Here is a 20251-nt window from a genome sequence, read left to right as displayed (position 1 = left end):
ATGCCAACGACGCTGACCGAGACCCCGAGCACGATCTTCACCCCACCCGCAGACGCCTTCGCTCCAGCGCCGCCCGAGGCCCGGGGCGGTCGCCGGGACACGATCCGGATGCTCGTCGCCGGGCCGACCTCGATCGAGCACGCCCGGTTCGCCGAACTGCCGCACTATCTGCGCCCCGGTGATGTGGTCGTGATCAACAACTCCGCCACCATCGCCGGTGAGATCGATGCCGTGGGTATCGGCGGACCCGTGGTGTTGCACCTGGCCACCGTGCTCGATGACGGCAGCTGGGTGCTGGAGGTGCGGACCGCGCCGGACGCGCGGCTGTCGGTGCTGGATGCAGTGGCCGGTCAGCGATTCGTCAGCGGAGGGATTGCCCTCAGGTTGATCGAGCCCTATCCGCATCCGGGCTCCTCGCCGACCGGCATCGGCAACCGGCTCTGGCGAGCGGCCTCCAGCGGCGATGTCCGCGCTCACCTGGCGGCTACGGGTCGGCCGATCGCGTACGGCTATCTCGACCAGCGCTATCCGCTGGCGGACTACCAGTCGGTGTTCGCGACCGTCCCGGGCAGCGCGGAGATGCCGTCCGCCGGGCGGCCGTTCACGACCGGGCTGGTCACCGACCTGGTGTCGCGCGGTATCACCGTGGCGCCGATCACGCTGCACACCGGTCTCTCCTCGCAAGAGGCCGGGGAAGCGCCGCAGCCCGAGCGGTTCGAGGTGCCATCAGCGACCGCGCGCCTGGTCAACGCGGCCAGAGCCGGTGGCGGTCGGGTGGTCGCGGTCGGGACCACGGTCACTCGGGCGCTGGAATCGGCCGTCGACGAGGGTCGGTTGGTGCCGCGCCGCGGCTGGACCGAACGGGTGGTCACCCCGAGCGATCCGCCACAGATCGTCACCGGGCTGGTGACCGGGTGGCATGACCCACAGGCGTCGCATCTGCTGCTGGTCGAGGCGGTCGCCGGCGCTGAGCTCACCCAGCGGGCCTACGACGCCGCCGTGTCCCTGGGTTATCGCTGGCACGAGTTCGGCGACAGTGCTCTGCTGCTTCCTTGACCGTTGCCTCTGTCGGTCGAGTCAGGCCTGACTCCTCTGCCCGACGCGCGCCGCTTGTGGTGTGAGCGACACTTCCATCAAGGGCGTGCAGCGAGGGTTCACAACGGCAGGGGGTCGGATGGCGGGGTTGGCGGACCACACACTGGCCGCTCGGTTTCGTGCGCATGCAGGCGAGCAGACTCATCTGTACGGGTACGCGATGCGCGGGCTGGCCGACGACCTGGAGTCGGGTGGTCCGACGCGGGAAGTGGTCCGGGGCTACGTGGACGCGCCCGCCGGGGCGGTGATCCAGCTCCGGTTGCTCGCCGGCATCTTCCGACTGGTGCTGACCCATCGGGCACCGGAACTGGAGCCGTACTATCCCTGCCTCGGCGGCACGGCGCCAGCGGCGGAAGCGTGGCCCGTGCTGCGCGAGGTGATCGCCGCTCACATCCCCGAGTTGCGCGACGCGCTGGCGATTGCGCCGCAGACCAACGAGGTGGGCCGCTCCGTCGCCCTGTTGGCCGGGCTGGCCGACCTGGCAGAGGCCACCGGCTGTCGTCGGTTCCGGCTCCTGGAGTTGGGCGCGAGCGCCGGCCTCAACCAGCTCATTGCCCAGTTCCGGATCAGCGGCGTCGGTTGGGTCTGGGGACCGGAGGATTCCCCAGTCCAGCTGCCGGACGCCGTGGAAGGAATGATGCCCACCCCGGACGGCATCGAGATCGTCGCGGCCCGCGGCTGTGATCTCGATCCGGTGGATCCGACGAGCGCCGAGGGCCGACTGCGGCTCACCTCGTTCGTCTGGCCGTTCGACCTGCACCGGCACGCTCGGCTGGCAGGTGCCCTGGAGCTCGCCACCACCCGGCCGCCAACCGTGGATCGTGCCTCTGCCGCGGATTGGCTGGCGCGGCAGCTCAGTGGAGAGCCGGAGATGGATCCGATGATGCTGACGGTCGTCTGGCACTCCGTCACCCAGCTCTACTGGCCGGCGAAGGAGCTGGCGGCGGTCGAAGAGATCCTGGCCGGATACGGTCGGGAGCACTCGCTGAGCGAGGTCGGGATGGAATACCCATCGCAGGGCGGCACACACGCCGAGCAGCCGCGAGTGTCGACCCGATACTGGGCGGGCGATGGTTCGTTACCGCGGCGGCAAACAGTGGGTATCGCGCACGATCACGGCATCCCCGTACGACTCACCAGGTCCTAGTGCCGCGTAGCCCAGATCTAACCACCAGGAATTACTCGTCCAGCGCCGGCAATTTTCCACCCACGGGCGCTGATTCCGTCCGAGGAGGCGGCACCCGGTCTCAAATGCCGCTAACCCTGCTTGGGATCCTCCGGGGATGCGTCGTCGTCGCCATTCTGCTCGGCCGAATCCAGCAGCCGGGCCAACGCGGCGTCGAAGTCCTCGTCCTCGCTGGTGGCCTCAGATCCGCGTTGCACGAACCCGATCGGGTCGTCCAGGTCAGCGGAGGTCGGCAGCAGGTCGGGATGGCTCCAGACCGCGTCGCGGCCCTCGATCCCGCGGGCGGCACGCAGTGCGGCCCAGAGGTTGGCGGCGTCCCGCATCCGGCGTGGTCGCAACTCCAGCCCGACCAGGGTCGCAAAGGTCGCTTCCGCTGGGCCGCCGGTCGCGCGCTGCCGGCGTACGGTCTCCGCCAGCGCGCCGGCGCTCGGCATCCACGGCGCGGTCGCAACGGTGACCACATCGTCGACCCAGCCCTCGACCAGCGCGAGCATGGTCTCCAGCCGCTCCAGCGTGGCCAACTGTTCAGGCGTCTTGTGTGGCTCGAACAGCCCGCCCTCGAGCTTGGCAGACAGCTCTGCCAGGTTGTCCGGATCGATCTGTCCCACTGCCTCCTCCAGCGCGGAGGTGTCGATCGTGATGCCGCGGGCATACCTCTCGACCTGCGCCAGCATCTGCTCGCGGAGCCAACCGGCTGAGGCGAACAGCCGCTGCCGGGCGCATTCGCGGAGCGCCAAATAGAGGGTGACGTCGGTCGAGGTCTGCTCCAGGCCCTCGCCGAACTTGGCGATGTTGGTCGGCAGCAGCGCGACATGACCGGGCTCGCTGAGCGGCAGCCCGATATCGGTCGCGCCGACCACCTCGCTGGCCAACTGACCCAGACCCTGACCGAGCTGTAGGCCGAACATGCTCGCGCCGGAGGTGCGCAGCATCGGGCGGAGCATCTGTTCCATCCCAGCCAACCCGGGAATGGCGGCGCTGGCCTCGGCATCGTCGCCGAAGCGGAGTGCACCTTCCATCGCGTCGGCGATGTGGCTGGCGACCGGCTCGACCAGTCGCCTCCACACCGGCATGGTGTTCTCGATCCATTCCGCCCGGCTCCAAGCCGCCACCACGGTGCTGACCCGAGGAAAGTCCGTCGCGGCGTCCAGCCAGGTCTCGGCGATCGAGGCGGCCTGGCCGATCTCGTGCTGCTGGCCGAATCCCGGACTCGGGTCGGCACCGAGCGAGGCGACCGTCTTGCGGGCGGTGTCCTTGGTCACCTCCCAGTTGACGCCGGAGTCGCCGGCCGTCGCGGGCTGGTTGAACAGTGATCCGCCACCACCGAGCATCGAGAACGCGTTCTGCAGTTGCGCCATCAGCTGGTTCATGTCGCCGCTGCTGAACGAGTTCATGAACGCCTCGAACGGGTTCGCGGGCTGACCACCGCCGAACCCGGCCGATCCACCCGAGCCCGAGCCGCCGGCAGGGCCCTGCCCACTGCCGCCCTGTCCGCCGCCGCCGAGTCGATATTCGTCGGGGTCCGATCCGGACGTGCGGTCGTCGGGATCAGACTCGTCTGGAGTCCGTTCGTCGGCCATGCTGCTCCTGTCGCCTCACGGTGAGATCGTGCACTACTGCCTCGGTTCCAACCGTACGCGCGTTTGCCGTCGTACCGGGTGCGATCAGCCGAGAGCGAATTGGGCTCGTCTCTCGTGTCTGGCTGATCCCGACTTCGCACCAGCTACCTCAAGTCCGCACCATTCTCGATTCGGCCCGATCCGACTTCGGGCTGTCCGACTTCGGGCCACGGTTGTGTCGTGTCAAGGCCTGATGCGACTTCGCACCATTTCGGGCGACTGCGCATGGGGTGCACCTGGTGCGCAGTCGAGGGAGCTGGTGCGAAGTCGGACGCGAAATGGTGCGAAGTCGAATCAAATGGTGCGGAGTCGGGATCGGGGTGGTGTGACCTGCGGTCGTCGGTCCGGCTGGCGCCGCCGGGTCAGAGATGTACGCGGCTCCAACGGGATGCTGGGTCGGTTTGCGCCGTCGGGCCACCAATGATCGCGGGCCGAGCGCAGGGTCCGTACGTTTGGGGCCGCGGGGTCAAGGACGATCGCGGGCCGAGCGTGAAGGCTGTGCGTATGGCGCCGGCGGGCCACCAATGATCGCGGGCCGAGCGCGGGGTCCGTACGTTTGGCGCCGCGGGGCCACGAACGACCACGGGGCGAGCGCAGGGTTCGTACGTTTGGCGCCGCGGGGCCAAGGACGACCGCGGGGCGAGCGCAGGGTTCGTACGTTTGGGGCCACGGGGCCAAGGACGATCGCGGGCCGTCGCGAAGGCTGTGCGTATGGCGCCGCCGGGCCACGAACGACCATCGGTGTCCGTACCTGTGGCGTGTCCGGACCTGGCGCCACAAGCGATCACCGTCCAACGGGCGCGCGCCCGGGCACTCGAGGTTCACGGGGCTGTCAGTGTCGCGGGCTAAGGTTCTCCGCATGTCGTCGCGAGTCCGATTGGCCGAGATCAGCGAGCGTCCACTGAGCGTGGACCGGTTGCTCGCGCTGGTCAGCGACCGCGCGACCGGTGGCATTGCGGTGTTCATCGGTGTGGTGCGGGAGCAGGACTCCGGCGATGAGGTGGCCTCGCTCGACTACACCCAGCATCCGACTGCCACGGCCGCCCTGCACGCCTCGGCCGAGCGGGTCGCGGCCGCCTACGACGTGCGGGCAGTCGCGGTCGAGCACCGGATCGGTCACCTCGAGGTGGGCGATCTTGCTGTCGTCGTGGCAACCGGCGCCGTGCACCGAGGACCGGCCATCGACGCGTGCCGGGCGCTGATCGACGACCTGAAGTCAACAGTGCCGATCTGGAAAGAGCAGCACCTGACATCCGGCGCTGTGTCGTGGGTGGGCCTGCCATGACCGTGCTCGCCACGACCGAGACTCTCGCCACGACCGAGACTACTGTGCCCCCGCCCCCGATGACCCCGCTCCGGATGACTGGGTCATCATGACCCGTCAGACGTGGACGGCATTGGTGTCGGCCTTGCTGTTCGTGGCCTTGGCCATCCCGATGGCGATCCTGCCGGTGCCCTTCGTCGCTTGGAGTCCAGGCGGCACGGCCAATGTGCTGGGCGAGGTCGACGGCCACCCGATGATCTCGATCGAGGGTGTGCAGACGTTTCCCACCTCGGGCGAGCTGGATCTGACGATCGTCTCCGGCACCAGCGCCGACTCCCGACTCACCCTGCCGGAGGCCATGGCCGCCTTCTGGTTGCCCGGCCGAGCCACCTTGCCCCGCGATTCGGTCTTCCCCCCGAACCAGAGCGCCGAGGAAGTCAAGCAGGCCGAGACCCAGCTCATGGACGACTCCCAGGACGCGGCCGTCGTCGCGGCGCTGCGGGCCGCGGGGCAGCCGGTGCAGCAGCTGCCGGTGGTGGCCTCGGTCACCATCGGCGGGCCGGCGTACGACAAGCTCCGCCCAGGTGACCTGATCACGGCGGTGGACGGCATCGCGACGGCTGACCCGGATGCAGTCAGTGCACAGATCCGCACTCATCGACCGAAGGAGACGATCGATTTCGCGGTGACGCGGGATCGGATCCCGATCACCGTGCAGGTCGTTGCCGGCGATTCGGCGACCGAGCCAGGCGTGGCAGTGGTCGGGATCAGCTTGGGCACCGGCTACTCGTACGCTCCGCGGATCACCTTCGATCTCGGGCAGCAGATCGGTGGCCCGAGTGCGGGCATGATCTTCGCTCTCGGCATCTACGACAAGGTGACCGCCGGTGACCTGCTCGATGACCGGAATGTGGCCGGCACCGGGACCATCACCCCGGCCGGTGAGGTGGGCGCGATCGGCGGGGCTCGACAGAAGCTCGCCTCGGCACAGAAGGACGGCGCCACCGTCTTTCTGGTGCCCAGTGCCAACTGTGCTGACCTGGCCGGCGTGCGCACGGACCTGACGGTGATCAAGGTCTCCACCCTCAGCCAGGCAATCGGCGAGCTCCGGGTGCTGGACGTCCCCGGTGGCGAGGAGCGAGTCAGCCGATGCGAGAACTGATCGACCGCAACCCGCTGGACCTGTCAGGAACCTGTCAGACTGCTCGGGAGTTACTGCCGAGTAGGCACTTTCGACACTCGCATACGCTGATTGCACCCCCGACACGACATGCCCACGCGCAGCCCATGTGCATGGACTACAGGAGAGAACTCACGTGAGCACGCCACGGATCGCCCAACGACGTAGCGCGATCCTGCCCACTTTGATCGTCGCCGCCATCTTGGTGGTGGCCTTCGCGATCTTCACCAGCTTCTGGACCGACTGGCTGTGGTATCAGTCTCTCGAGTTCGGCACCGTCTTCACCACCATGCTGATGACCCGGACCGGGCTGTTCGTGGTGTTCGGTCTGCTGATGGCCGTGCTGGTCGGTGGGAACGCGATCCTCGCGTACCGGCTGCGCAGCAAGACCCGGGTCGGTCCGGCGACCAGCCCGCTGCTGGAACGCTATCGGGAGTTGTTGGACGCCCGGTCGATCTGGGTGGTGGTCGCGATCGCCATCGTCGTCGGACTGTTCGCCGGTGGCGCTGCGGCGGGTCAGGTGGACGCCTATCTGGCCTGGCGGAATCAGACTCCGTTCGGCATCACGGATCCGAAGTTCGGACTGGACATCGGGTTCTTCGTCTTTGCCTATCCCTGGTGGCGCTTCATCGCCTCCTTCCTGTTCGCCGGCTTGGCCTTCAGCGCCGTGATCGCCGCCGTGGTGCACTACATCACCGGCGGACTGCGGTTCACCGGTCCTGCGCGAGGCGGCAGTGCCGCGGCCCAGGCCCACCTGTCGATCCTGGTCGGCCTGGCTGTGCTGGTGAAGGGCGTCGGCTACTGGTTCGACCGCTACGGCCTGATCATCGCCAACACCACCCTGGGCGGTGACTCGTTCACCGGTATCAACTACACCGCCGACAACGCGACCGCGAACGCCAAGCTGATCCTCTCGGTGATCGCCGCGGTCTGTGCGCTGCTGTTCTTCGCGAACGCGGTGCTGCGCCGGTGGGTCATCCCGGTGATCGGTCTGACGCTGTTGGTCCTGTCCTCGATCGTGCTGGGCATCGTCTATCCCGGCGCGGTGCAGTACTTCAGCGTCCGGCCCGACGAGCCGGACAAGGAGCGGGAGTACATCGCGCACAACATCGCCGCGACCAGGGCGGCGTACGCGGTCGACAACGCCGAGGTGACCGACTACTCGGCCAAGACGACCGCGACCGCAGGACAGCTGCGGCACGATGCCGAGGCGCTGCCGGGCATCCGGCTGATCGACCCGGCGGTGATCAGCCCGGCGTACGAGCAGTTACAGCAGGTGCGTGGCTACTACAAGTTCGCGCCCACCCTGGATGTGGACCGCTACACCATCGAAGGCGCCGAGACCGATGCGGTGGTCGCAGTGCGGGAGATGGATGTCGACGGCATCGAGGGCAAGAACTGGAACAACCTGAAGACCGTCTACACCCACGGCTATGGCGTGGTGGCGGCGTACGGCAACAAGCGGCAGGCCGGCGGTGAGCCGGAGTGGATCGTGCGAGACATCCCGCCGCAGGGCAAGATCAAGCAGGTCGAGCCGCGGGTCTACTTCGGTGAGATCCAGACGGATTACTCGATCGTGGGCGCGCCGGAGGGCAGCACGCCGATCGAGCTCGACACACCGGGTGGTGGCGATCTGGGCGGCCCGACCACCAACACCTACGAGGGCAGGGGCGGGGTGCCGGTCGGCAGTTGGTGGCACCGAGCGCTGTACGCGGCGAAGTTCGCCGACGTGAACATCCTGCTGTCGGATCGGGTGAACTCCGACTCCAAGATCATCTACGACCGGACGCCCCGGGACCGGGTGCAGAAGGCAGCGCCCTGGCTGAAGGCGGACGGCGACCCGTATCCAGCGGTGGTCGACGGCCGGATCGTCTGGATCGTCGACGGCTACACGACCTCCAACTCCTACCCCTACAGCCAGCGGGTCGCGCTCAACCAGGTGACCTCCGACTCGCAGACTGCTGCGCAGGGCACCAATGTGGTCGCCCAGCCGGACACCAACATCAACTACATCCGCAACTCGGTGAAGGCCGTGGTGGATGCCTACGACGGAACGGTCAAGCTCTATGCCTGGGATGAGGACGACCCGGTGCTGAAGACCTGGGAAAAGGCCTTTCCCGGGACCGTACTGCCCAAGAGCGACATCAGCGCGGACCTGGAGGCGCACCTGCGCTACCCGCAGGACATGTTCAAGGTGCAGCGGAGCATCTTCGCGCGCTACCACATGACCGACCCGTACAACTGGTACCTGCAGTCGGGTCTGTGGGAGGTGCCGAACGACCCGGTGGCCGGGCCGAACAGCAACGTCAAGGAGACCCCGTACTACCTGTCCATCAAGTGGCCCGGCGACGCGGACCCGATCTTCTCACTGACCAGCGTGTACGTGCCGCGTGGTCGTTCGAACCTGGCGGCGTACATGGCGGTCAACGCGGATGCCTCCAGTCCTGACTACGGCCAGTTGCGGGTGCTGCAGATGTCGGACACCACCCAGATCGACGGGCCTGGTCAGACGGCGAACGCGATGGTGACCAACGAGAGGGTTGCCGAACGGCTGCGGCCGTACCAGCAGGGCACCGCGCAGGCGGCGTACGGCAACCTGCTCACCTTGCCGGTCGGTGGCGGCCTGCTCTATGTGCAGCCGGTCTACACCCAGCGGCAGGGGAGCACGGGCGCCTATCCGGTGCTGCGGTTCGTGATGGCTCGCTTCGGGCAGCAGGTCGGCATCGGCGACACGCTGCAGGAGGCACTCGACCAGGTCTTCGCCGGCGACTCCGGTGCCAACACCGGCGAGGAGACCGACCCGAGCGCTTCGCCGACGCCCAAGCCGTCCGGTTCGCAGTCACCGTCGACACCGACCGAACCGGACAATCCGGCGGCCATCGAGGCGCTGGACGAAGCGGAGACCGCCTTCGAGGCGGCGCAGAAGGCGCTGACCTCCGGTGACCTCGGCAAGTATCAGACCGAGATCGAGAAGGCGAAGGCCGCCACCGAGCGAGCCCTGAAGGCGATGGGTCGCTGAGTCAGCTCTCGATGACCACCAGGTCGTCGTAGCCGAGGGCCCGCAGTGGCTCGGCCAGCTGGTCGGCGGCGCCGACCACGACCAGACTGGCCGTCGCTGGGTCCACCACGTCGGCGTACGCGCTGGTGGCCGAGTCGGGTGTGACGGCGCGCAGCGCCGCCAGACTCTGGTCGAGGTAGTCGGGTCCGAGCCCGGCCAGCACTTGCGTGGCGGCCTGCGCGGCCACTCCGTCGGCGGTGGCGAACCGCAGCGGTGAGACGCCGGCGTAGTAGGCGACGGCCTCGGCCACCTCGGTCGCGTCGAAGGGCCGGCTGCTGACGTCCAGCAGTTCGCGGGCCTCGCGGACCGCGTCGACCAGCACCTCCGTGCGGAACGAGCCCTGCACCGCGTACGAGCCGCCGGCGCGTAGCGGGTTGAAGCCCAGCCGCACCCCGTAGGTGTAGCCGCGCTCCTCCCGCAGCACCTTGTTGAGCCGGGAGAGGAAGGCGCCGCCCATCGCATAGCCCGCGACGGTCAGGTCGGCCCAGCGAGGATCGGCGCGGTCGGTCGCATAGGAGCCGAGCCGCAGATCGGCCTGCACGGCGCCCGGCCGATCGATCAGCACAGCAGTCCGCGGCGCCGGACCCACCGGCTCATGGGTGGCGACCCGCTGGTCGTCGTTGCGCCAGTTGCCGAAGGCGCGTTCGGCGACGTCGGCGATGTCGATGCCGGTCAGATCGGCGGCGATGATCAGCGACGTGCCGACGGGGCCGAACCAGGAGGCGTGGAAGCCGGCCGCATCCTCAGCCATCACCCGCGCCACGGTGTCCGGTTCGCCGCCGGTCATCCGGGCAGCTCGGGAGTCGGCAGCGAACACCGCGCGCCGGAACTCGTGTGTGGCCCGGGCAGCGGAGTTCACCCTGGCCTGCTCGATCTCGGCCAGCCGCAACTGGACATGCCGGGTGACGTCCTCGGCAGCCAATGCCGGCTCGGTGACGGCCTCGGCGAACAACGAGAAGGCACGCTCCAGCCGCCGGACCGGCACATCGAGGACGGCCTGCAGCCCGGACAAGCCGACCTCGATGCCGAAGCCAGCCCCCTCGGTCTCCAGCAGTTCGGCGAACTCCTCACCGGCGTGGCGCCGCGTGCCCTCATCGAGGCATCGGGTGGTGATGGTGGCCACGCCCTCGCGGTCGGCCGGCTCGGCACTGAGCGGAGTGGGCAGCACCAGATGCGCGGCCACGATCTGCTGCCCCGGCAGGTGATAGGCGTGCACCTCGATCCCGTTGCCGAGCGTGTGCCGCGCAACCTGCGGGAAGCTCCACGGTCCCGGCGGCGTGACCGCTGGTGGGGTCGAGCGCCCACTGTGACCATTCGACGGAGTGTGATCGTCCAACACAGTCATGCTTGCTCCTTGCGGTAGATCAGGATCGAGCGGTGCTCGGGGTCGAGGGCAGAGCGCAGCGCGGTGCGGACATCCTCGGTGGTGATCGCATCGACCTGGTTCAGACGCTGGTTGACCAGATGCGGATCCCCGTGCAGCGTGGCGAACTCACCGAAGGCGTCGGCACGCGAGTCGATCCTGGCCAGTTCGTGCAGCCAGTGCCGTTCGAACTGTGCCTTGGCCCGGCGCAACTCGGTGGCAGTGATCCCGTCGGCCAGCACCCGCTGGATCTCCTCCAACAGCACGTCGCGGACCTTCTCGATCTCGACTCCCTCCCGGGCCCGGGCGTACGCATAACCCAACGAGGTGCCGCCGATCAGCCCCATGCCGCTGGCCGAGGCGGATTCGGCCAGCTCGTCCCGGCGTACCAGCCGACGATGCAGACGCGAGGTCTGACCGAGCCCGAGCACGGTCATCCCGAGGTCGATCGCGTCGAAGACCGGCGTTCCGGCAGCGGGCAGTCGCCAAGTGAGATAGACCGCGTCGGCCGGTACGTCGGCGGACAGCTCCGTTCGAGGCAGTCCGGTCAAGGCCGGCAGCGGATCCTCGTTGGGCGTCGGCGGCTTCGGACCCGCCGGGATCCCCCCGAAGTAGGTTTCTGCTTTGGCGAAGGCAGTCTCCACCTCGCAATCGCCGACGATCGACAGCACCGCGTTGTTGGGCAGGTAATGCGTCGCGAAGAACGCTCGGACATCCTCCACGGTCGCCGCGTTGAGGTCATCCATCGAGCCGATCACGGTGTGCCCGTACGGATGATCGGCCGGGAAGGTCAGCTCGATCAGATGCTGCATGGCATCGCCGTACGGCACGTTGTCGTAGCGCTGCCGCTTCTCCTCCTTCACCACCTCGCGCTGATTGTCCAGGTTCTCTTGGGTGAGAGCGTCGAGCAGTGTGCCGAGCCGGTCGGCCTCCAGCCACAGTGCAAGATCGAGACCACCGGTCGGCAGGGTCTCGAAGTAGTTGGTGCGATCGAACCAGGTGGTGGCGTTGACGGAGGCACCCGCAGCCTGCAGCAGCCCGATGTGCTGACCGGAAGGCACGTGCCGCGATCCTTGGAACATCACGTGTTCGAAGAGATGAGCGAAGCCAGTCCGGCCCGGGAGCTCGTGCCTGGACCCCACGTCGTACCAGAGGTTGACCGCGACAGACGGCGCCACCTGGTCTGGGCTGGAGATCACTCGCAATCCATTGTCCAGGCGGTGCTGGTGGATCGGATAGGGCCGGCTGAGCGGCTCGGCAGAGTCGGGCATGGCGCCACGGTAGCGTCGAAGCCGTGGCTCTTGCGGACGAACTCCTACTCGTGGCCCTCGACGACACCTCGGGCAGGACCGTTGGCGCCAAGATGAACCTCGATACGGCGCTCGCTGCTGCCTTGCTGGTCGAGCTCGCGCTGGCGGAGCGCATCTCGGTCGCGCCGGCCGAGGCGGGTTGGCTGGAGCGGGGCAAGGTCACCGTCATCAACGGCCGTCCTACCGACGATCCGGATCTGGACGCCGTGCTGGCGAAGCTGCTGGCGAAGGAGGGCCAGAAGGTGAAGAACCTGGTCAGCACCGTGTCCTGGCGGCCGATCTCGAGGGGATTGCGAGATCGGCGGTTGGCCAGGCTGGTCCAGCAAGGTGTCCTGGTCGAGAACCGTACGGAGGTGCTGGGGCTCCGGCGATATCTGACCCGGGACTCAGGTCCCCAGCAGGAGGTCCGTGCCCGGCTGAAGTCGGCGCTCATCGACGGATTGACCCCGACCGAGCGCACGGTCGCGCTGATCGCGCTGCTGGAGGCCAGCGGGATCTTGCACAAGTTGTTTCCGGCCGAGCAAAGGAAGCTCGTCAAGACACGCGCCAGGCAGCTCAGCGAAGGCGATTGGGCCGCCAAGGCGGTCAAGGACGCCATCGCCGAGGCGTCGGGGTGAGGGTCGCGGGCTGATCGAACCAGACTGCCGGCAGGGATCAGCCGACGGACGGGGTCAGGTCCAGTCCGGCCACGCGGGCCGGTTCGGCGTACGCGCTGGCCAGGCTGGCGATCGTCGCATGCGCGTTCAGACCGCTCGGGTTGGGCACCACCCACAGTCGGGCATCCCCGATGGCCTCCGGCTGTTCGCCGAGCTTCGCCTTCGGCCGGCCGAACGCGGTCCGGTACGCGGTGATGCCGGCGATGGCGACCACGGCCGGCCGGTGCTTGGCGACGAAGGCCTCGAGCCGGAGCCGTCCTGCCCGGAGCTCCGCGGCGCTCAGCTCGTCGGCGCGAACCGTGGCCCGGGTCACCAGGTTGGTGTTGCCGATGCCGCGGGAGATCAGATAGGCACGATCGTCATCGGTCATCCCGTCGGCTCGACTGATCTCTCGGTCCACGATCCCGGCCAGTCGCAGCGCCGGATAGAACCGATTCCCGGGGTGCGCGAAGTGGGTCTGGGTCGCCGCGGTCCACAGCCCTGGGTTGATCCCGACGAACAACAGCTTCAGGCCCGGACCCACGAGGTCGGGCACGCTGGCACCTTCGTACGACTTCAACTCGGCCTTGGTGAATCCCACGAGAAGCTACTCAACCAAAGATCAGCCCCGGAACCACGTGCGATCTCGCGATCGGCTGCCGGCCGGGATCAGGCGCCGGTGGAGATCAGCCGGCTGGTGAGCGCTTCCTGAGCTGCCGCCACTGCCGCCTGTCGGGCGCCGAGATGCGGGGCGTCGGCACCCAGATCGGCGAACCGGACCTCGGTGGACACGGCCGCCAACTCATCGACAGCATCAGGCAGCCGCTCGGCCAGAGCCGGGTGGTCCGCCCAGGGGCCGCCGACCACCACCGCCTGCGGATTGAGGACCGCGCCGATCGAGGCGATCACCCCGGCCAGTGCCGTGATGATCACCTGACGGCTGGCTCGATCCTCCCCAGTCGTCCCGTCCAGCACCAGCTGGAGTCGCTCGACGTCGAGCGCGGCGCTGCCCGGCCGCCGCAATCCGAGATCGGCGAACACTTCGACCAGCCGCCGAGCCTGTCCGCCCGCGCCAATCGTGCGTACGTGGGCGATCTCGCCGGCCAGACCGCGGCCACCGAGCAGCACCGCGCCGCCGCTGACCACCGCGCCGCCGAGGCCGGGCCCGAGGAACACGTACGCGAAGTCGTCCAGTCCCTGCATGCTGCCCACGGACCGTTCGGCCAGGGCTGCCCAATCGACGTCGTTGTTCACCACGGGGGAGAGCCCGAGCAGGGGAGTGAGCAGTGGCACCGGATCCAGGGCATCGACCAGGAACGGTGAATCGGGCAGCCGGACCAGCCGGCCGGTGGCGCGATCCACCGGCCCGGCCACGCTGAGGGTTGCGGCAAGCACCGGCCCGGGCGCACCCACCAGGGCCTCGGCGGTCGCCTCGGCCAGCAAGGGCTCCAGCGTGGACCGGGTCGCCGGGACCACCACGGAGTGGTGGGACCGACCCAGGTGATCGCCGTGCAGGTCCAGCAGTTCGATCAGCACCCCGTCGGGCCCGGCCGAGCCGACCACGGCCACGCCCACGTCGGACCGCAGCCGATAGAAGGTGCCGGCCGGCCCGCGGCGGCCGAGCTGTTGGCCGGCCTCGGCGAGCACTCCGGCCTCGGTGAGCCGGCGAACGGACTCCGAGATCGTCGGCTTGGAGATCGCGGTCCGGGCTGCCAGCTCGGCTCGGGTGAGCTCGGGCGTGGTCAGCAGCTGATCGACGACGTGCCGGTCGGTGAGCTCCCGGACCACGCTCAGCGAGGGCCGTCGCGGGCCGCTCTCGGACTGCACCACGTGCGTCTCCGATCATCGTCAAGAAAGTTGTTAGGAGCCCTTGCACTTTAGCGTCCCTAGTCCGTACAGTTGACCCATCCAGTAGTTAGGGACACTTACAAAAGCTACATGACCAAATCTTCAGGAGGACGAAGATGACCCCCACCGCCATTGCCTCGGGCGCGATCTCACCGATCACCGGACTGCCGCACTGGGAGACGATTCCCGATGACATCCCGGCCGCGATCGCCGAGATCAAGTCCGCCATTCGCGCACGGATCGAGGAGTCCGGCCGTACGGTGGCCGAGGTCATCGCCGAGATCGAGACTTTCCTGGCCGCCGAGGTCGCCGATATCAAGGCCGCTCGGGAGCGTGGCGAGGAGGTCTGGCCGGTCATCGACTACGCCGATATCGCTGCCGGCACCGTGTCGGAGGCACAGCTGGCGCTGCTGAAGCGCCGCGGCTGCGCGGTGATCCGGGGCCACTTCGAGCGGGCCGAGGCCGAGCGTTGGGACGGCGACATCGTCGAGTACGTCGACTCCAACAAGTTCTTCGAGAACTACTCCGGGCCTGCGGACGACTTCTTCGGCAGCCTCGGTGCCGAGATGAGCAAGCCGGAGATCTATCCCATCTACTGGTCGAGCGCTCAGATGGAAGCTCGGACCCATCCCCGGATGGCTACCGTGCAACTGTTCCTCAACTCCCAGTGGATTGCCGAGAGCGAAGGGCGTCAGTGGTTCGAGCCCGAGGTGGACACGCTCTACCCGGACCGGATCCGTCGCCGCCCGCCGGGCGCCAACTCCGGCGGCCTGGGCACCCACCTGGATCCCGGCACCTTGGATCTGTGGATGACCGAGGGCTATCAGCAGCACTTCCGGCACCTGTTCAGCGGTGACGTCGCTGCGTACGACCCATGGAATGCCGCTTACCGTACCGATGCCCACCAGTACCCGGGCTCGACCATGTGCTCGGCGTTCCGCACCTTCCAGGGCTGGACCGCGCTGTCGGAGATGGACAACGACCAGGGCGTGCTGCACACCGTGCCGATCCCGAAGGCAATGGCGTACCTGATGCTGCGGCCGCTGTTGGACGATGTGGCGGATGACGAGATGTGCGGGGTGGCGATCAACCGGACCTTCCCGGTCAACCAGCGCTATCACGAGGTGTTGCTCGAGGCCGTGTCCTCGATCCCTGACGTGGTGCCCGGCGACTCGGTGTGGTGGCACTGCGACATGATCCACTCGGTGGCGCCGGTGACCGACCAGCAGGGCTGGGGCAATGTCATGTACATCCCGGCTGCGCCGCTGTGCACCAAGAACGTCAACTACCAGACCAAGGTGCGCGAGGCGTTCCTGGCCGGCAACAGCCCGTACGACTTCCCGGAGGAGAACTACGAGGCCTCCTGGTCGAACCGCTACTCGGTGGACCAGTTGAACGAGATCGGACGCCGGGGCTTGGGCCTCGACGCCTGAACCGCTTCCTCGTCCCGGGTGCTCAGTTGAGCGCCCGGGACGTTGTCGTTTCGGGATCCGACTCCCGGATGGCCAGTGCGGCGCCAGGTCAGGGACGCTAGGCCAGGGAAAGGAAGACCTTCTCCAGCTTGGCGCTGTCCACCTCGTCGCCGGCGGCCACGCACTGCTTCAAGCCGGTGGCGACGAGGGTGAACCCGGCCCGGTCGAGCGCCTTGCTCACGGCCGCGAGCTGGGTCACCACGTTCTCGCACTCCTGACCCTCCTCGAGCATCCGGATCACCGCGGCCAGCTGGCCTTGGGCGCGGCGTAGCCGGTTGACGGTCGGCTGCACCGATTCCGCTGGCAGTTTCATCGCCTGTCCTCCTGATGTGCGCCGGGTTCGGAGATCGAGAGGTGCGCAGATGTAGCTTCGGCGAGCTGAAAGAGCATCCACGCACCTTTCGATCTGCCGCAACCTCACTGGCGCGCTCTCGCTTTTGCGACAGGATACCCCAGGGGGTATAGTCCCGAGGCAAGATACCCCGGGGGGTATATGACCATGAGGCGAGTCGGAGGAGTGGGCGACAGATGTGTCGAGCGGTGCGGTGCAGGAGCTGCGGCAAGACGACCTGGGCAGGGTGCGGTCAGCACGTTGACCAGGTGAAGCGGCAGGTGCCGTCCGGGCAGTGGTGCACGTGCGACCGGACGGCCGCGGCTTCCGGTGGCAGTTGGCTGTCGTCGCTGTTGGGCCGGGGTCGGTGACGATGACTCCGACCTATCTGATCGTCGGGGGAGTGGCGGCCGGCATGTCGGCCGCCACCCGGCTGCGTCGCAACGACGAGTCTGCTCGGATCGTGGTGGTCGAGCGCGGCGGTTATGTGTCCTTCGCCAACTGCGGTCTGCCCTACCACCTGAGTGGCGTGATCGCCGACCGGGAGCAGCTCGTGCTGCAGACCCCCGAGTCGCTCGGTCACCGGTTCGGGATCGAGGTGCTGGTCCGGCACGAGGTGACCGCGATCGATCGGTCGGCGCGCATCGCGACGGTCCATGACCTGATCACCGGGAGCACGACCACGATCGCGTACGACGCCGCAGTGCTGGCCACCGGTGCCGCCCCGATCCGGCTGCAGGCGCCCGGTAGCGAGCGGGCCCGGTCGCTGCGCGATCTCGACGATCTCGACCAGCTGATGGCCGACCTGCAGAGTGAGCCGACATCGGCTGTGGTGATCGGGGCCGGGTTCGTCGGCCTCGAGGTCGCCGAGAACCTGGCCCGGCGAGGACTGTCGGTCACCGTCGTCGAACTGGCCGAGCAGGTGCTGACCCCGCTCGATCCCGAATTGGCTGCGCTCGTCCAGACCCAGCTGGAGCGGCACGGCGTTACGGCACGCACCGGCGTCTGCGTGACCGAGATCGGCGGCAACGACGTGCTGCTGTCGGACGGCACCAGGGTGCCGGGCGACTTGGTGGTGGCCGCGTTGGGCGTACGACCGGAGTCCGCTCTCGCGCGAGCAGCGGGTCTGCGGGTCGGCGAGCGCGGCGGCATCGTGGTCGACGCGCAGCAGCGCACCAGTGACCCGGTGATCTTCGCCGTCGGCGACGTGGCGGAGAAGGTCTGCGCGGTCAGTGGTGAGACCACCCTGGTGCCCCTCGCGGGACCGGCCAACCGGGAGGGCCGGCTGGTCGCCGACGTCATCACCGGTCGCGCGGTCTCCGCTGCTCCGGTCTGGGGCACCGCGGTGGTGGGTGTGTTCGGTCTGACCGCGGCGGTCACGGGCTGGAGCGAGAAGCGCCTGCGGGCCAGCGGCCGGGACGTTCGGATCATCCACACCCATCCGATGTCGCACGCCGGCTACTACCCAGGGGCCGACCAGCTCAGCCTGAAGCTGCTGGTCGATCCGGAGAGCGACGCGATTCTGGGTGCCCAGGGAGTCGGCGGTGAAGAAGTTGCACGGCGCATCGACGTCATCGCCACTGCCGCCCGCGGCCAGCTGCGGGCCAGCGAACTGGCCGACCTCGATCTGGCCTACGCACCACAGTACGGATCGGCGAAGGATCCGGTCACCATGCTCGGCTTCATCGCCGACAACCTGCGCAGCGGCGTGATCAAGACCCGGCAGTGGCATGAGGTCGAGGCCGAGGTGGCCGCCGGGGCGGCGCTGATCGACGTCCGCTCCGCCGCTGAGTATGCCGCCGGTCATCTGCCCGGCGCCCTCCATGTGCCGGTCGACGACCTACGGTCCCGACTCGCGGAGCTTCCTGACCGGGCGCTGCTGGTCTACTGTGGCGTCGGTCAGCGAGGGAATGTCGCCGTCCGGATGCTCACCCAGCTCGGGTTCGAGGCGGTCAACCTCGACGGCGGCTACAGCACCTGGTGTGCCGGAACCGGTCGTTGTGTCCGGGAGCGCGAACTCGTCGCTGTCCGCTGACCGGAGCGGATCACTTCGCCTTGACGGTGTTCGACTTCTTCGACCAAGCGCCGGTGCCCTCGGCGTTCACCGCCCGCACGGTGATCTGGTATTTCTTGTTCTTGGCCAGTCCGGTGATCTTGACCTGGTAGACACCGGTCTTGACCTGCACGGTCTTGTCCTTGCTGCTGCCGACCCGGTCCGCCTTGACCTGATAGCTGGCCACGGGGCCGCCGCTGGTCGGCCTCTTCCAGCGCGCGGTCACCGAGATGCCCTTGCTCTTCTTGGTCCCGGAGGATGCCTTCTTGATGCCTGGCTTGCCGGGCTTGGCGTACATCCTGACGGTGGCCGCCGCGCCTGCCCCAGGACCGTCTTCGGTGAGGGCCAGCACCCGTACCACGTACGATCCACCTGCACTCATGCTGGTGATGGTGTGGCTGCGGGCGGTGGCGGGCAACTCGGTGACGGCGACCCGCCTGCCGAGGCGGTCGGCGCTGCCGGTGCGGATCACCCGATAGCCGGTGATCGCCGATCCGCCGTTGCTGCTGGGCGGTGCCCAACGGGTCGTGATGGATTTGACGGCCAGGCTCTTGCTCACAGTCAGCTTGGTCGGCGCGCTGGCCAGCAGTGAGGGCGGTGTCAGGTACAGCAGCCTGTTCGGCGTGCCGGCGGCCTCGGCACCGCCGATGACGTCAGGGGTCGAGCGACCGATGATCTCGTCGGTGAGCCAGTCAGGGGCAGCGAGCGGGTTGTCCTGCAGCATCCGGGCGATCGCTCCACTCACGTGCGGCGCGGCCATCGAGGTCCCGCTGAGAGTCTCGGTCGCCGTGTTCGAGTCGTTCGACGCGGATCGGATGCTCGCACCGGGGGCATACAGGTCGACGCAACTGCCCAGGTTGCTGAACTCCGCCCGGACATCGGAGCTCTTGCTGGCCGCGACGGTGATGGCCCGCTCCGCCCGCGCCGGGCTGAAGTCGCACGAGGACAGCCCCTCCTCGCCGTAGTTGCCGGCGGCGACCACGACGGAGAGTCCTTTGTCGACCGCCCTGTTCACCGCCGCGTCGACCAGGTCGGCTGCGTCCTGGTCCTGAGTGTCCGCGATCTTGAAACCGAGGCTCATGTTGACCAGTGCCGGTCCGGTGCTGGGCTTGTGCGCCACCGCCCAGTCGAGGCCGGCGATCAGGTCGTCGGGCCAGCCGCCACCGCCGCAGTCGAGGACCCGGACCGATACCAGCCGAGCGCCCTTGGCGACCCCGTACGTACTCCCGGCGAGAGTGCCGGCCACGTGAGTGCCGTGGCCGAAGCAGTCGCTGGCGTTGGCGTCGTTGTCGACGAAGTCCCAGCCGCTCACCGCGCGGCCCTGGAACTGGGTATGAGTCAGCCGGACGCCCGAGTCGAGCACGAACACGGTGCTCCCGGACCCGGTGCTGGTGTAGGAGTACTCGGTGTTCAACGGAAGCTTGCGCTGATCGATCCGGTCCAGCCCCCACGGCGCGGCCGACTGCGTCGCTGCCGCGTTGCCCTGCGCAGCCATCTGATACCGCTTCACCGGGATCACCTCGTCCACCGAGGGATCGGCTTCCAACTTCGTCGCCTGGGATGGCGTCAGTTCAGCGCTGAACCCGTCGGTGACATGCTCGAAGGTGTGCAGCACGTCTCCGCCGAGTTGCTCGGCCTTGGCCACCGGCTGTTCCACCGAGTCCGACGAGCTGAGGACCAGATAGCGACCTGGGGAACTGGGCTGAGCCGCAGCCGGATCAGCCGTGGCAGCCAACGCGCCGACGATCATCGCCAGACCGAGCAAGGCCGCAAGCAGTCGGCGTGCCCAGGCGGGCAGGGAAGTGATCACGGGCCGCGGCCCCCGTCCAGTCCATCC

The 20251-nt window shown here is 68.3% G+C and carries 15 protein-coding genes; 8 read left to right on the top strand and 7 right to left on the bottom strand.

Annotated features, from left to right (window positions below; genetic code table 11):
- A complete protein-coding gene (locus tag MLP_RS15200; protein WP_013864029.1) occupies positions 1-1056 on the top strand; it encodes an S-adenosylmethionine:tRNA ribosyltransferase-isomerase in 1056 nt (351 codons plus the stop codon).
- A 61-nt stretch (positions 1057-1117) separates the two neighbouring features.
- Complete coding sequence (locus MLP_RS15195) at positions 1118-2242, top strand: DUF2332 domain-containing protein (protein ID WP_156821169.1); 1125 nt, start codon at positions 1118-1120, stop codon at positions 2240-2242.
- Positions 2243-2352: 110 nt separating this feature from the next.
- Here the strand turns inward: MLP_RS15195 and MLP_RS15190 are convergent, their stop codons facing one another.
- A complete protein-coding gene (locus MLP_RS15190; protein WP_013864027.1) occupies positions 2353-3861 on the bottom strand; it encodes a zinc-dependent metalloprotease in 1509 nt (502 codons plus the stop codon).
- A gap of 898 nt (positions 3862-4759) precedes the next feature.
- Here MLP_RS15190 and MLP_RS15185 point away from each other — a divergent pair.
- The 3 genes from MLP_RS15185 (at position 4760) to MLP_RS15175 (ending at position 9363) form a co-directional block, all read left to right on the top strand.
- Entirely contained in the window at positions 4760-5185 is a 426-nt protein-coding gene (locus tag MLP_RS15185; RefSeq protein WP_013864026.1) for a molybdenum cofactor biosynthesis protein MoaE, read from the top strand.
- 88 nt (positions 5186-5273) lie between these two features.
- Positions 5274-6326 carry a YlbL family protein gene (locus MLP_RS15180; protein WP_013864025.1) on the top strand — a complete coding sequence of 351 codons (1053 nt, stop codon included), beginning with the start codon at positions 5274-5276 and terminating at the stop codon, positions 6324-6326.
- 154 nt (positions 6327-6480) lie between these two features.
- On the top strand, positions 6481-9363 hold the full coding sequence (locus MLP_RS15175) for a UPF0182 family membrane protein (protein WP_041790106.1): 2883 nt from the start codon (positions 6481-6483) through the stop codon (positions 9361-9363).
- A 1-nt stretch (position 9364) separates the two neighbouring features.
- Here MLP_RS15175 and MLP_RS15170 read toward each other — a convergent pair whose 3' ends face one another.
- Complete coding sequence (locus tag MLP_RS15170; RefSeq protein WP_013864023.1) at positions 9365-10747, bottom strand: M16 family metallopeptidase; 1383 nt, start codon at positions 10745-10747, stop codon at positions 9365-9367.
- Complete coding sequence (locus tag MLP_RS15165) at positions 10744-12036, bottom strand: M16 family metallopeptidase (protein WP_013864022.1); 1293 nt, start codon at positions 12034-12036, stop codon at positions 10744-10746. Before MLP_RS15165 ends, MLP_RS15170 begins: the two co-directional genes overlap by 4 nt.
- Before the next feature lie 23 nt (positions 12037-12059).
- Between MLP_RS15165 and MLP_RS15160 the strand changes: the two genes are divergently transcribed.
- Positions 12060-12692 carry a GOLPH3/VPS74 family protein gene (locus MLP_RS15160; protein WP_083843837.1) on the top strand — a complete coding sequence of 211 codons (633 nt, stop codon included), beginning with the start codon at positions 12060-12062 and terminating at the stop codon, positions 12690-12692.
- 37 nt (positions 12693-12729) lie between these two features.
- Here MLP_RS15160 and MLP_RS15155 read toward each other — a convergent pair whose 3' ends face one another.
- Positions 12730-13311 (bottom strand): mismatch-specific DNA-glycosylase, encoded by a 582-nt coding sequence (locus tag MLP_RS15155; RefSeq protein WP_013864019.1) that lies wholly within the window; start codon positions 13309-13311, stop codon positions 12730-12732.
- Between the two features lie 68 nt (positions 13312-13379).
- Positions 13380-14540 carry an ROK family transcriptional regulator gene (locus MLP_RS15150; protein WP_013864018.1) on the bottom strand — a complete coding sequence of 387 codons (1161 nt, stop codon included), beginning with the start codon at positions 14538-14540 and terminating at the stop codon, positions 13380-13382.
- 134 nt (positions 14541-14674) lie between these two features.
- Between MLP_RS15150 and MLP_RS15145 the strand changes: the two genes are divergently transcribed.
- Entirely contained in the window at positions 14675-15991 is a 1317-nt protein-coding gene (locus MLP_RS15145; protein ID WP_013864017.1) for a YbiU family protein, read from the top strand.
- 97 nt (positions 15992-16088) lie between these two features.
- Here the strand turns inward: MLP_RS15145 and MLP_RS15140 are convergent, their stop codons facing one another.
- Positions 16089-16343: a metal-sensitive transcriptional regulator gene (locus MLP_RS15140; RefSeq protein ID WP_013864016.1), complete on the bottom strand. Its 255-nt coding sequence runs from the start codon at positions 16341-16343 to the stop codon at positions 16089-16091.
- A gap of 313 nt (positions 16344-16656) precedes the next feature.
- Here MLP_RS15140 and MLP_RS15135 point away from each other — a divergent pair, with 313 nt between their 5' ends.
- The gene (locus MLP_RS15135; protein WP_231851322.1) at positions 16657-18396 is read left to right on the top strand and encodes an FAD-dependent oxidoreductase; all 1740 of its coding nucleotides are present in this window, start codon (positions 16657-16659) and stop codon (positions 18394-18396) included.
- A gap of 10 nt (positions 18397-18406) precedes the next feature.
- Here the strand turns inward: MLP_RS15135 and MLP_RS26515 are convergent, their stop codons facing one another.
- Positions 18407-20224, bottom strand: coding sequence for a S8 family serine peptidase (locus MLP_RS26515; RefSeq protein ID WP_013864014.1), 1818 nt, complete (start codon positions 20222-20224; stop codon positions 18407-18409).
- Positions 20225-20251: the final 27 nt, after the last annotated feature.

Origin of the sequence: Microlunatus phosphovorus NM-1 (genome assembly GCF_000270245.1) — a bacterium.
Classification (GTDB): domain Bacteria; phylum Actinomycetota; class Actinomycetes; order Propionibacteriales; family Propionibacteriaceae; genus Microlunatus; species Microlunatus phosphovorus.
This window is presented reverse-complemented; position numbering and strand designations above follow the sequence as displayed.